Origin of the sequence: Enterobacter sp. S-33, from assembly GCF_028735835.1 — a bacterium.
In the GTDB taxonomy this organism is placed as follows: domain Bacteria; phylum Pseudomonadota; class Gammaproteobacteria; order Enterobacterales; family Enterobacteriaceae; genus Enterobacter; species Enterobacter vonholyi.
In genome coordinates, this window is sequence record NZ_CP117838.1 from 3,121,736 (window position 1) to 3,134,714 (window position 12,979).

11 protein-coding genes are annotated in these 12,979 nt (G+C 56.7%); 4 read left to right on the forward strand and 7 right to left on the reverse strand.

Annotated features, from left to right (window positions below; genetic code table 11):
* Positions 1-2: 2 nt before the first annotated feature.
* Together osmF and bglX are read right to left on the reverse strand one after the other, a co-directional pair.
* Complete coding sequence (gene osmF, locus PUP35_RS14800) at positions 3-920, reverse strand: glycine betaine ABC transporter substrate-binding protein OsmF (RefSeq protein WP_115875831.1); 918 nt, start codon at positions 918-920, stop codon at positions 3-5.
* Positions 921-1,067: 147 nt separating this feature from the next.
* Positions 1,068-3,365, reverse strand: coding sequence for a beta-glucosidase BglX (bglX, locus tag PUP35_RS14805; protein WP_021241491.1), 2,298 nt, complete (start codon positions 3,363-3,365; stop codon positions 1,068-1,070).
* 189 nt (positions 3,366-3,554) lie between these two features.
* On the opposite strand from bglX, the gene dld reads away from it, so the two are divergent.
* Both dld and PUP35_RS14815 read left to right on the forward strand, forming a co-directional pair.
* Entirely contained in the window at positions 3,555-5,303 is a 1,749-nt protein-coding gene (gene dld, locus PUP35_RS14810; RefSeq protein WP_133294803.1) for a D-lactate dehydrogenase, read from the forward strand.
* 112 nt (positions 5,304-5,415) lie between these two features.
* On the forward strand, positions 5,416-5,970 hold the full coding sequence (locus tag PUP35_RS14815; protein WP_115875833.1) for a GNAT family N-acetyltransferase: 555 nt from the start codon (positions 5,416-5,418) through the stop codon (positions 5,968-5,970).
* Positions 5,971-6,064: 94 nt separating this feature from the next.
* Here PUP35_RS14815 and pbpG read toward each other — a convergent pair whose 3' ends face one another.
* On the reverse strand, positions 6,065-6,988 hold the full coding sequence (gene pbpG / locus PUP35_RS14820) for a D-alanyl-D-alanine endopeptidase (RefSeq protein WP_111965977.1): 924 nt from the start codon (positions 6,986-6,988) through the stop codon (positions 6,065-6,067).
* Positions 6,989-7,155: 167 nt separating this feature from the next.
* A complete protein-coding gene (locus PUP35_RS14825) occupies positions 7,156-7,743 on the reverse strand; it encodes a Yip1 family protein (protein WP_023312454.1) in 588 nt (195 codons plus the stop codon).
* 157 nt (positions 7,744-7,900) lie between these two features.
* Here PUP35_RS14825 and PUP35_RS14830 point away from each other — a divergent pair, with 157 nt between their 5' ends.
* Positions 7,901-8,473, forward strand: coding sequence for a DedA family protein (locus tag PUP35_RS14830; RefSeq protein ID WP_274240354.1), 573 nt, complete (start codon positions 7,901-7,903; stop codon positions 8,471-8,473).
* Positions 8,474-9,013: 540 nt separating this feature from the next.
* Here PUP35_RS14830 and PUP35_RS14835 read toward each other — a convergent pair.
* Positions 9,014-9,778, reverse strand: coding sequence for an SDR family oxidoreductase (locus PUP35_RS14835; protein WP_274240355.1), 765 nt, complete (start codon positions 9,776-9,778; stop codon positions 9,014-9,016).
* A gap of 50 nt (positions 9,779-9,828) precedes the next feature.
* Complete coding sequence (mdtQ, locus tag PUP35_RS14840; protein ID WP_271368652.1) at positions 9,829-11,247, reverse strand: multidrug resistance outer membrane protein MdtQ; 1,419 nt, start codon at positions 11,245-11,247, stop codon at positions 9,829-9,831.
* Between the two features lie 203 nt (positions 11,248-11,450).
* Here mdtQ and yohP point away from each other — a divergent pair, with 203 nt between their 5' ends.
* Complete coding sequence (gene yohP / locus PUP35_RS22040; protein ID WP_015572324.1) at positions 11,451-11,534, forward strand: small membrane protein YohP; 84 nt, start codon at positions 11,451-11,453, stop codon at positions 11,532-11,534.
* 39 nt (positions 11,535-11,573) lie between these two features.
* Here the strand turns inward: yohP and PUP35_RS14845 are convergent, their stop codons facing one another.
* Positions 11,574-12,968 (reverse strand): glycoside hydrolase family 1 protein, encoded by a 1,395-nt coding sequence (locus PUP35_RS14845; RefSeq protein ID WP_274240356.1) that lies wholly within the window; start codon positions 12,966-12,968, stop codon positions 11,574-11,576.
* Between the last annotated feature and the right edge of the window lie 11 nt (positions 12,969-12,979).

Genomic DNA, 12,979 nt, shown 5'->3' on the forward strand with positions numbered 1-12,979 from the left:
CGTTACTTCACAAGCCCTTGTTGTTTCAGGAAGTCGGCGGCCACTTTTTTGGCATCCAGCCCCTCGACGGCAATGCTGGCATTCAGCTGCTGCAGCGTTTTTTCATCAAGCTTTTCGAAAACCGGTTTGAGCCATTCGGCAATCTCCGGATAGGCTTTCAGCACCGCCTCACGCACGACCGGGGTCGGAGCGTAAATCGGCTGTACGCCTTTAGGATCGGTCAGGGTTTGCAGGCCGAGCGCCGCCACCGGGCCGTCGGTGCCGTAGGCCATTGCCGCGTTAACGCCGGAGGTTTGCTGCGCCGCCGCTTTGATGGTTACCGCCGTATCCCCGCCCGCCAGCGAGAGCAGCTGAGCCTGGTCGAGCTTGAAGTCGTAGGCTTTTTCGAACGCCGGAAGCGCGTCAGGACGCTCGATAAACTCCGCGGACGCAGCCAGCTTAAAGTCGCCCTTCTCTTTCAGGTAGCGGCTGAGATCCGCCAGAGAAGTCAGCTTCCCTTTCTCCGCCACGTCCTTGCGCACGGCGATAGTCCAGGTGTTGTTGGCCGGAGCCGGGGTCAGCCAGACCAGCTTGTTCTGTTCCGCGTCGAGTTTTTTGACTTTCTCATACCCGGCCTTGGCGTTTTTCCATGCCGGATCGTTTTCATCTTTGAAGAAGAATGCGCCGTTGCCGGTGTATTCCGGGTAGATATCCAGCTCGCCGGATGTAATCGCGCCGCGCACGACGGGCGTGGTGCCGAGCTGGACTTTATTGACCGTTTTCACGCCGTGACTTTCCAGCACCTGCAAAATAATATTGCCGAGCAGCGCGCCTTCGGTATCGATCTTTGAGCCCACTTTTACCGGCTCCGCCGCCTGTAACGGCAGGCTCAGCGCCGCCAGTAACACCGCAGATCCCAACATCCCCTTTGCAATCGTCATTCCGCTATCCTCATTTTTTTGCTGCCTTTTTCAGAGGCTTGAGAGAAAAGCGTAGCTTAAAACGGCGGAATTAACCGTCAAAATGCCTTTTTAGCATAAGGTAAGACGCCTCCCCCGCAGGACGGGGGGAGGCAAAGGAGGGAAAGGTTACAGCAGCTCGAACTCGCCTTTATTCACGCGGGCGGAGTCCACGCCGATAAAGACGTTAAATTTGCCTGGTTCCGCATCATATTTCATCTGCTGGTTCCAGAACTTCAGCGCATCCACGTCGATCGGGAAGCTGATGGTTTTGGTTTCCCCTGGCTTGAGGTTGACCTTCTCGAAGCCGCGCAGCTGCTTCACCGGACGGCTCATCGACGCGGTAACATCCTGCACGTACATCTGAATCACCGTAGCCCCTTCGCGCTTGCCGGTGTTGGTTACCTCGACGCTGGCGGTAACGTTGCCGTCACGCTTCAGGGTCGGCGCCGACATTTTCACGTCAGAGACCTTAAAGGTGGTGTAGCTCAGGCCGTAACCAAACGGATACAGCGGGCCGTTAGCTTCGTCGAAGTAACGAGACGTGTACTTGTTCGGCTTGTCGGCATTGTACGGACGACCGGTGTTCAGGTGGCTGTAGTAAACCGGGATCTGCCCGACGGAGCGCGGGAAGGACATCGGCAGCTTGCCCGACGGGTTGTAATCACCAAACAGCACGTCGGCGATGGCGTTACCGCCTTCGGTACCGGCGAACCACGTTTCCAGAATGGCGTCAGCCTGCTGGTCTTCTTTCACCAGCGCCAGCGGGCGACCGTTCATCAGCACCAGCACCAGCGGCTTGCCGGTCGCTTTCAGAGCAGCGATCAGATCGCGCTGGCTCTGTGGAATCGTGATATCGGTACGGCTGGAGGCTTCGTGCGCCATACCCTGCGCTTCCCCCACGACCGCGACCACGACGTCAGACTGCTTCGCGGCGTTCACCGCCTCGTCAATCATCTCCTTCGGCGTGCGCGGATCGACCTTCACCGCTTCCTCGTACTGGTTGAGGAAGGTCACGATGTCTTTATCGTTGGTGACGTTCGCCCCTTTGGCATAGACCACTTTGGCATTTTCACCGACGGCACTCTTGATACCGGTCAGCACGGTCACGGACTGGTCAGCCACGCCCGCGGCAGACCAGCTACCCATCACGTCGCGCTTGCTGTCGGCCAGCGGGCCCACCACGGCAATGGTGCCGGATTTTTTCAGCGGCAGCGTGTCGAGGCGGTTCTTCAGCAGCACCAGGCTTTCGCGCGCGACGTCACGCGCCTCTTTGCGGTGCAGGCGGCTTTCAGCGTTGGTATCTGCCGGGTCAGAGTCTTTCGGGCCCAGATGGCTGTACGGATCGTTAAACAGCCCCATGTCGTATTTCACGTTCAGCACGTGGCGCGTGGCATCGTCCAGCTCCGCCATCGTCACCTTCCCGCTCTTCACCAGCCCCGGCAGGTATTTGCTGTAGTACTCGTCGCTCATGCTCATGTTGATGCCGGACTTGAGCGCGACGCGCACCGCGTCTTCCGGATCGGAGGCGGTGCCGTGTTTGATCAGCTCTTTAATCGCGCCGTGGTCGGATACGGTGATGCCCTTAAAGCCCCACTGGTCGCGCAGCACGTCTTTCAGCAGCCAGGAATCGGACGTCGCAGGCGTGCCGTTCAGCGAGTTCAACGCTACCATCACCGCGCCGCTGCCCGCATCCAGCCCTGCCTTGTACGGCGGCATGTAGTCGTTGAACAGGCGCTGCGGGCTCATGTCGACGGTGTTGTACTCTTTCCCACCTTCAACCGCGCCATAGGCCGCAAAGTGTTTAACGCTGGTCATCACCGAGTAGCGGTCCGCCGGGCTTTTACCCTGCATCGCTTCCACCATGGTTTTACCCATCGTGGAGGTTAAGTACGTATCTTCACCAAAGCCTTCCGAGCCGCGGCCCCAGCGCGGATCGCGCGAGACGTCCACCATGGGCGCCCAGGTCATGTTCAGGCCGTCGTCCGCCGCTTCATAAGCCGACACGCGCCCGACGGTTTTCACCGCGTCGAGGTTAAAGGAAGACGCTAAGCCGAGGCTAATCGGGAAGACGGTACGCTGGCCGTGCACCACGTCATAGGCGAAGAACAGCGGAATCTTCAGGCGGCTGAGATCCATCACCTGATCCTGCATCTTGCGGATATCCTGACGGGTGACGGTATTAAAGATGGCCCCTACCTGCCCGTCTTTGATCATCTCGCGGATGGCCTCTTTCGGGTTATCCGGGCCGACGCTGATCAGACGCAGCTGGCCGATTTTCTCATCGACCGTCATTTTCTTGAGCAATTCCGTGACAAACGCATCCCGCGCTTCAGGCGTGAGCGGGTGATTGCCAAACAAATCCTCTGCCAGCGCAGGTTGCAGCGCCAGGCTGACGGCGACACCTACAGAACATAGCCATTTCATGTCGTTTTACTCTCTCATCAATAACCGCCGGACGATCTCGGCCATACCGTGCGAAAAGCGCAGTGTGCCACAAACCCTCTGAACGTTGCAGGGTTATTCTCTGATTTTTCTCGTGAATACTCGACCGCTTAACAGTTAATCGCGCTATGCTTTACAGCGAGAAATTTGCCCCACCACAAGGAGTGGAAGATGTCTTCTGTTCGAACTGACGATAACAAAGCATTTATTAACGAACTGTCGCGCCTGGTTGGCTCCTCTCACCTGCTTACCGACCCGGCTAAAACCGCCCGCTACCGCAAGGGCTTCCGCTCCGGTCAGGGCGAGGCGCTGGCGGTGGTTTTCCCCGGCACGCTGCTGGAACTGTGGCGCGTGCTGAGCGCCTGCGTCGCGGCCGACAAGATTATTTTAATGCAGGCGGCCAACACCGGCCTGACCGAAGGCTCCACGCCGAACGGCAACGATTACGATCGTGACATCGTGATTATCAGTACCCTGCGTCTCGACAAGCTGCACCTGCTGGACAAGGGCGAGCAGGTGCTCGCGTTTCCCGGCACCACGCTTTACTCCCTCGAAAAAGCGCTTAAGCCGCTGGGCCGCGAACCGCACTCGGTGATTGGCTCCTCCTGCATTGGCGCCTCGGTGGTCGGCGGGATCTGCAATAACTCCGGCGGCTCGCTGGTGCAGCGCGGCCCGGCGTATACCGAGATGTCGCTGTTTGCCCGTATTGACGAAAACGGCAAGCTGACGCTGGTGAACCATCTGGGAATCGATCTCGGCGTGACGCCAGAACAGATCCTCAGCAAGCTTGACGACGATCGCGTGAAGGACGAAGACGTGCAGCACGACGGCCGTCATGCGCACGATCACGACTACGTGACCCGCGTCCGGGATATCGACGCCGATACGCCGGCGCGCTACAACGCCGACCCGGACCGCCTGTTTGAATCCTCCGGCTGCGCCGGGAAGCTTGCCGTTTTTGCTGTGCGTCTGGATACCTTCCCGGCAGAGAAAAAGCAGCAGGTATTTTACATCGGTACCAATCAGCCTGAGGTTCTGACGGAAATCCGCCGTCATATTCTGGGCGAATTCAGCAATCTTCCGGTGGCGGGCGAGTACATGCACCGGGACATTTACGACATCGCCGAACGTTACGGCAAAGATACCTTCCTGATGATCGACAAGCTCGGCACCGACAAAATGCCGTTCTTCTTCACCATGAAGGGCCGCACCGATGCGATGCTGGAGAAAGTGTCGCTGTTTAAACCCCACTTCACCGACCGCTTTATGCAGAAGCTGGGCAACGTTTTCCCGGCGCATTTACCGGAGAGAATGAAAACCTGGCGCGACAAGTACGAACATCACCTGCTGCTGAAAATGGCCGGGGACGGGATTGCCGAAGCGCAGTCCTGGCTGACCGAATACTTCAAAACCGCCGAAGGGGATTTCTTTGCCTGTACGCCTGAAGAGGGCAGCAAAGCCTTCCTGCACCGTTTTGCCGCCGCAGGCGCAGCCATCCGTTACCAGGCGGTGCATTCCGAAGAAGTGGAAGATATTCTGGCGCTGGATATCGCCCTGCGACGTAACGACACCGACTGGTTCGAGCATCTCCCGCCGGAAATCGACAGCAAGCTGGTGCACAAGCTCTATTACGGCCACTTTATGTGTTATGTCTTCCATCAGGATTACATTGTCAAAAAAGGGGTCGACGCACACGAACTGAAGGAGCAGATGCTCGCCCTTCTGCGTGAACGCGGCGCACAATATCCTGCGGAACATAACGTCGGACATCTTTATGAAGCCCCTGACGCACTTAAGCAGTTTTATCGCGAGAATGACCCTACAAACAGCATGAATCCCGGCATTGGTAAAACAACGCGGAAGAAATACTGGAAAGAGAGCGCAGACGCGGAGCAGCGCATAACGCAAACGTCTGATTAATTCCTACAGCCAAATTTGAGAGATTGTTAAGCGCTCCTTAATCGTAATAGAGTAACTGCTTATCGCCGGAGAAACGTTTCTCCGGCTTTCTATAACGAGGAGCAGGCACATCATGTCGGCTGTTGATGTTTTATCCGAGACCGAACTGGAAGTGCGCGACGCCCTTCCCGATGATGTGCATGCTATTGCCGCCATCTATGCCTGGCATGTGCTTCACGGGCGCGCGTCGTTTGAAGAAGTCCCCCCCACCATCGACGAAATGCGACATCGTATGAAAAGCGTGGCTGAGCACGGTTTACCGTGGCTTATCGCGCTGTATCGCGGCATCGTGGTGGGCTACTGCTACGCCACGCCTTACCGTCCGCGACACGCCTACCGCTATACCCTGGAAGAGTCGATTTACGTTGATGCCAGCATCACCGGGCGCGGTTTTGGCTCGGCACTGATGGATGCGTTGATTGAACGCTGCGAGCAAGGGCCGTGGCGGCAGATGATTGCCGTGGTGGGAGATGGCAATAATAATGCCGGCTCGTTGCGGCTGCATAAAAAGCACGGCTTCGAGATTGTCGGTCAGCTGCGCAGCGTGGGGTATAAGAAAGGCGACTGGCGGGATACGGTGATTATGCAGCGCCCGCTCAACGATGGTGACTGGACGCTGCCGGAATAAACGCAAAACGGTAACCTGGGTTACCGTTTTTAGTGTTTTCTCCCTCTCCGACAGGGAGAGGGTCGGGGTGAGGGCATCTGCGGGCAGAGGGAAATTAATCGTTCTGCGCCGTCGCCATCTGCTCGGCTTTCTGCTTTTTATACGTCAATGCCGCGGCCGGTACAGGCTGCACTTTTCCGGTTTCAATCCAGGTGCGCAGGCGGCTCGCGTCCGCGAAGTGGGTATATTTGCCGAAGGCATCCATCACCACCAGCGCCACTGGCTTACCGTTAAACACGGTGCGCATCACCAGACAGTGTCCTGCCGCGTTGGTAAAGCCGGTTTTCGTTAGCTGAATATTCCAGTTATCGCGATAAACCAGATGGTTAGTGTTGCGGAACGGCAGCGTATAGGCCGGGTTCGCAAAGGTCGCCATCTCTTCACGGGTGGTACTGAGCTGACCAATCAGCGGATACTGTTTGCTGGCAATCAGCAGTTTCGTCAGATCGCGCGCCGTGGAGACGTTGTTGATCGACAGCCCCGTCGGTTCAACGTAGTGCGTATTATTCATCCCCAGCGCTTTGGCTTTTGCGTTCATCGCGCGGATAAAGGCGTCGTAGCCGCCCGGATAGTGGTGCGCCAGGCTCGCCGCCGCGCGGTTTTCAGACGACATCAGCGCCAGCAGCAGCATATTTTTACGGCTGATTTCACTGTTCAGCCGCACGCGGGAGTAGATCCCTTTCATCTCCGGCGTGTGGCTGATATCTACTTTTAGCTTTTCGTCCAGCGGCAGATGTGCATCAAGCACCACCATCGCGGTCATTAATTTGGTAATCGAGGCGATCGGGCGCACCAGGTCCGGATGGCTGGCGTAAATCACCTTATTGGTGTTGAGATCGACAATCATCGCGCTGCCGGACGCAATTTGCGGTTGAGCAGCGGCGGCGCTCACCGCGGGCGTTTTGGCGACGGCCGGCACGGCAGCGGACGCGCCCAGCAGCAGCGCCAGGCTAAGTAAAGAGACTCGGAATTTCTGCATGGTGAGACTTCTGATAATTATTCACGCACGTCATGACGTACACCGCCTGTATCAACGGATAAACACAGGCTGGCTTCGGCATCATAGCGGTCACAGAGCGTTGTCGCTAGCGGATAATCGTGAACAGATGCTGCATTGCTGGCATTTACGCCAGCAATGCAGTGAACTCAGAAGAGACGGTATCCATAACCCCAAAGAATAACCGTCAGCGCCAGTAGCGCCTCCAGCACCAGCACCCCAATGGCGAGTGTTGAACTGGAAAAACTCAGGCCTTCTTCTTTATTGATATTCAGGAAGGTTGGAACCCCCAGATACAGCAGATACCCGGTGTAAAAGAGGGCAATGGTACCGATCAGCGCGCACAGCCAGACCAGTGGATAGAGCGCAACAATACCGCTTAAGAACAGCGGGGTCGCGACATATCCGGCAAAGACCATACAGTGCGCCAGCGATGGACGCTGCGGATAGTTACGCGCCATCCAGTGTATGACGCGCCCCATAACCGCCACACCCGCCAGCATCAGGCCATAAAAAACGATGGCCAGATAAAGCCCGGTAAACCAGGAAAGCTGAACCACGGTGCCGTCACCGAAGTTCCAGCCGATTTGTGTTGTTCCGATAAAGGCGCATATTACCGGCACCGCAGCCATCAGCAGCACATGGTGCGTGTAATGATGCGAGACCGTTTCGTTCTCACTTTTAATGACATGCATTTCACGATCGGGATGGGAGAAAAGTCCCCAGACATGGTTCATAGCGCCCCCTTGTTGTCGGCCCGTCAGCGATACCTTAAGTATAATGCAGGCTTTAGATTATTTTATGTACAGTGGGAAATTTCCGTTGATTTCCCCGCTGTTGATTCACGGGGTATATGATTAAACGAGGTACGCTGAGGGAGATAACATTTACGTAATGGATATTAACGCACTCATTGAGCAATATGGCTATGCCGCGCTGGTCATCGGCAGCGTGGCAGAAGGTGAAACCATCACGCTGTTAGGGGGCGTCGCCGCGCATCAGGGGTTACTGAAGTTCCCGCTGGTCGTTGCCGCGGTCGCGCTGGGTGGAATGATTGGCGATCAGCTGCTCTACTTTCTGGGGCTGCGATTTGGGCCAACGCTGCTTAAACGCTTCGCAAAGCATCAAAAGAAAATCCGCCGCGCTCAGCGGCTCATTCAACGTCATCCCTATCTGTTCGTCATTGGCACGCGCTTTATGTATGGCTTTCGCATTATCGGGCCGATACTGATTGGTGCCAGTCATCTGCCGCCAAAAATTTTTCTGCCGCTCAATATTTTGGGCGCGGTTGCCTGGGCACTGATCTTTACGACGCTCGGTTACGCAGGGGGCGAAGTGATTGCGCCATGGCTGCATAATCTCGACCAGCACCTGAAGCACTGGGCATGGTTGATTCTGATGGTTGTGGCGGTGATTGGGGTTCGACTGTGGCTGAAGCACCGGGAAAAGACGCGGGATGAGGAGTGAGTGCGGCCTGATGCCCTCACCCTACCCCACAGGGCTGAGGAATCCCCAGTATTTTTTTACCTGAAGCGATGAACGTTGCTTCGCAATATTAATCACTTACAGCGACGCCCTGGTCCGGCTGTAAATCGCCGAAGCGTTTCCGTAAGGCCGGGGCGAGGCGCAGGGATGCGCCGAGAGGGCGTGGCCTGCAGGGATGCAGGCTCATGCCCGACCCGATAGCCTGAAGGAATAAGCTGAGGACAAAATTGCCGGGAGCAATTTTGGACAGCGCCTGCGCTGGCCCGGAAAGGGTGAGCCCCAGGGATGGGGCGAGCAATCCGCGAAGCGGCGATTTACCGCCGGGAGCCCGGGTCGCCAGGGCGGCGGCGATTGAGCCGCCCTGGCACGTTCACAGGTCATGCTGTTACAGAGTAGCAAAGAACATGAAGTGAACGGAATGACCACTACAGCCGTATGTTCCCCCTCACCCCAGCCCTCTCCCTCAAGGGAGAGGGAGAGGGAGAGGGAGAGGGAGAGGGAGAGGGAGAGGGAGAAAGGTTACTACCCCTCCGGCTTAAACTGCGGGTTCGCCAGCATAAAACCCCCGTCGACGATAAACGATTGCCCTGTGGTATAGCTGGCGTCGCTGTCGCAAAGCCATGCCACCAGGCTGGCGATCTCTTTAGTGTGGCCCGGCCTTGCCAGCGGTATTTCCGGCATTGAGCCTTCCTTCACTTCGCTGTCGTCCATGTCATTCATCGGCGTGGCAATGGCACCCGGCGCTACGGCATTTACCAGAATATTGTGCTTAACCAGTTCCATCGCCATGGATTTGGTTAACCCGCCGAGCGCATGTTTTGCCGCCGTGTAGGCGCTCGCCTCCGGCAGCGGCGTGTGCTCATGCACCGAGGTAATGTTCACAATCCGCCCCCCTTCCCCCTGCTTCACCATCTGCCGGGCGGCAATTTGTGAACAGAGAAACGCGCCGTCCACGTCGACGGTGAAAATATTCCGCCAGTCGTCAAACGGCATTTCAAGGAACGGCGCTTTGGTCATCGCACCCGCATTATTGACCAGCACGTCCAGCCGGCCAAAACGCGCAATCAGCGTTTCAATAGCCTCTGCGCCTTCCGGCAGTGTGCTTAAGTCAAGATGGATAGCCTCTGCGCGCTGCCCCTGAGCTTCAACTTCGCGGCAGGTTTCCAGCGCCCCTTTTTCATCCGAATGCCAGGTGACGCCAATATCAAACCCGCGCTCTGCAAGCATCAGCACCGTGGTTTTACCGATCCCGGAATCCGATGCGGTTACAATCGCTACTCTGGTCATACTCACCTCCTGAAAAACTGCAAAGAGGTAAGTATAGATAATGACCTTTTTTAGCCATGATGATAGCCACCGCCCAGCGCCGAGGTCAGCTGCAGCGTGGCGTCGACATACTGCCCCTTTAACAGTAATCCTTCGAGGTGTTCTTTGAGGGCCGGTATTCTGGCTTCACTGACCCGAGAGCCCGCAACGATCCCCGCGCTGAAACGCGCCTGGGCAAGCGCCACAACGCGTGCCGCATCTTTTTCAACCTGCTGCTGGTGGCTGTTCTTCGCCGTCAGCGTTTCGACTTCACTGGCCGTACGTGCCACCTGATTGACGGCTTCGACCACCGCTTTGTTGTAGTTCGCCACCGAGAGATTATTCTGCGCCTGTGCGATATCCAGGCTGGCGTTCAGCCTGCCGCTGTCGAAAATCGGCAGCGTCAGCCCGGCGGTCATGCCCATCTGCTGCGCGGAAGAGCGGAACAGATCGCTCAGGTGCAGGGCATCCTGCTGTAAGAATGCCATCAGGTTCACGTCAGGGTAGAAAGCCGCTCGGGCAGCCTCCACTTCGCTCATAGAGGCTTCGATATACCAGTGCGCCTCCTGAAGATCCGGACGACGTGCCAGCAGTTCATAGCCGAGCGTCGACGGTAACGAGGCTTCCACCGTCGGCAAGGCGTGCCGCGTCAGCGTCACGGAAGAGGCGTTCGTCAGCGCGACCAGGCGCGCCTCAACGGCTTTCATCTTCCCGTTGACTTCTGCCAGCTGCGCTTCGGTTTTGTTGGCGTTGATATCCGTTTCGACGCCCTCAACGGAGGAGGTGATGCCGTGTTGATACAGCTCGCGATCGGCCCCGATAATATTGTCCTGCTCATGTTTGATCTGCGCGAGGACCTCCCCCACGGCGGCCTGCGTTTGCCATTCCCAGTAAAGCCGCGCCACGCTGCTGGCCAGCAGCTGACGCGTCTGCTCCAGCTCCGCTTTTTGCGCATTCACTTTGCCAATCCGGGACTCGACCCGGGCGCGATTTTTTCCCCACAGATCGAGATCCCAGCCTGCGGTCAGGCCAAAGGTGCCGTTGGTGTACCACGGCCCGGTGGTGCCTGCAGCCGGGTCGGTAAAGGCAAACGGTCCCATCAGCCCTTCGGCGGACATTTTCTGACGTTCCGCATCGGCGGAAAAATTAATCTGCGGACCGTCGGCTGCCATTACGGCTTTGGCCTGGGCTTCGGCAAGCGTAATGCGCTGACGGGCAATCTGCATATCCGGCGCATCGCTTAATGCTTTCGCAATAAGCCCGTTAAGTTCGGGATTGTTATACTCTTTCCACCACTCATTTTTCGGCCAGTCGGTATGACGAAGCTGCGTATTCACCGACGCCGCAGCGGTTTGCGTTTTAATGGGAGATACCGTGGCATGTTCAGGCGCACAGGCTGCCAGAATAAAAACGAAGGGAGCACTCAGAGAAAAAATAAGAGAACGTTTCATGACGCCATAAACTCAAAAAATAAAGGCGCACGTTACGCTCAGTGTCGTTCATTTTTTTAGTAACGCGTGGCAATCCGCAAATTGTCATACATCTTAATACACGGAAATTTATTCCTAAAAATAATGATTAAATTTAATACATTCATGCCAACCATAAATACGCTGCTACACTTATTCAGGACATACATGAGCGGGAGAAGGGAATGAAAATATTACTGTGGGTTATTTTGATTATATTTCTGATAGGTCTCTTAGTGGTTACCGGTGTATTCAAGATGATTTTCTGATTCCTTTGCCCGGCGCATCGCCGGGCAACGTCCTCGATATCAGGCTTTCAGCGAAGCACCTTTCGTAGCAATAACCTCTTTATACCAGTAGAAGCTCTTTTTGCGGCTGCGCGCCAGCGTGCCTTTTCCGCTGTCATCGCGATCGACGTAAATAAAGCCGTAGCGCTTAGAGAGTTCAGCTTTAGACGCGCTCACCAGATCGATTGGCCCCCAGCTGGTATATCCCATCACCTCAACGCCGTCATCAATTGCCTCACGCACCTGTACCAGATGGTCGTTAAGGTAGCTGATGCGATAGTCATCCTGCACCACGCCGTCCGCGTCCGGTTTATCCTTCGCCCCGAGGCCATTTTCCACGATAAACAACGGCTTCTGATAGCGATCCCAGAGCACGTTTAACAGGGTACGCAGGCCGATGGGGTCAATCTGCCAGCCCCATTCGGAACTGGCCAGATGCGGGTTTGGCACCATGCTCAGGATGTTGCCGCGCGCCTGCTGGTTGAGAGCTTCATCCGCGGTAACGCAGCCCGTCATGTAGTAGCTGAAGGAGATAAAATCGACGGTCGATTTCAGCGCCTCGCGGTCGGCGTCCGTGACCTCAAGCTGAATACCGCGGTCGCGGAAGAAGCGCTGCATATACCCCGGGTAAGCGCCGCGGCACTGCACGTCGCCAAAGAACTGCCAGGTGCGGTTTTCCTGCAGCGTCTTCAGAACATCTTCCGGCTTGCAGGTCAGCGGATACATCAGGCCGCCCAGCAGCATGTTGCCAATTCTGGCATCAGGAACGATCTCGTGGCAGGCCTTCACCGCCAGCGCGCTGGCAACCAGCTGATGGTGGATTGCCTGATACACTTCACCTTTGCTGCTGGTTTCCGGCAGGCCCACGCCGGTCATCGGCGCGTGCAGAGACATATTGATCTCGTTGAAGGTCAGCCAGAGCTTCACCTTCTCTTTGTAGCGCACGAACACGGTACGGGCATAGCGTTCAAAGAAGTCGATAGTCTGGCGGCTGCCCCACCCGCCGTACTGCTTCACCAGCCCCCACGGCATTTCGTAATGCGACAGCGTCACCAGCGGGGTAATGTTGTGCACAGCAAGCTCGTCAAACAGCCGGTCGTAAAACGCCAGCCCCGCCTCGTTAGGCTGCTGCTCATCGCCGTTCGGAAAAATGCGGGTCCAGGCAATGGAGACGCGCAGGCAGCTAAAGCCCATCTCAGCGAACAGTTTGATGTCTTCGGGATAGCGATGATAGAAGTCGATGGCAACATCCTTGATGCCGCTGTCACCCGCCACGCGCTCAACCACCGGGCCAAAGACACCGCGCGGCTGAACGTCTGAGGTGGACAGCCCTTTTCCCTCTTCCAGATACGCGCCCTCTACCTGATTCGCGGCAACCGCGCCGCCCCATAAAAAATCGTCCGGGAAAGTTTTCATCACGTTCTCCT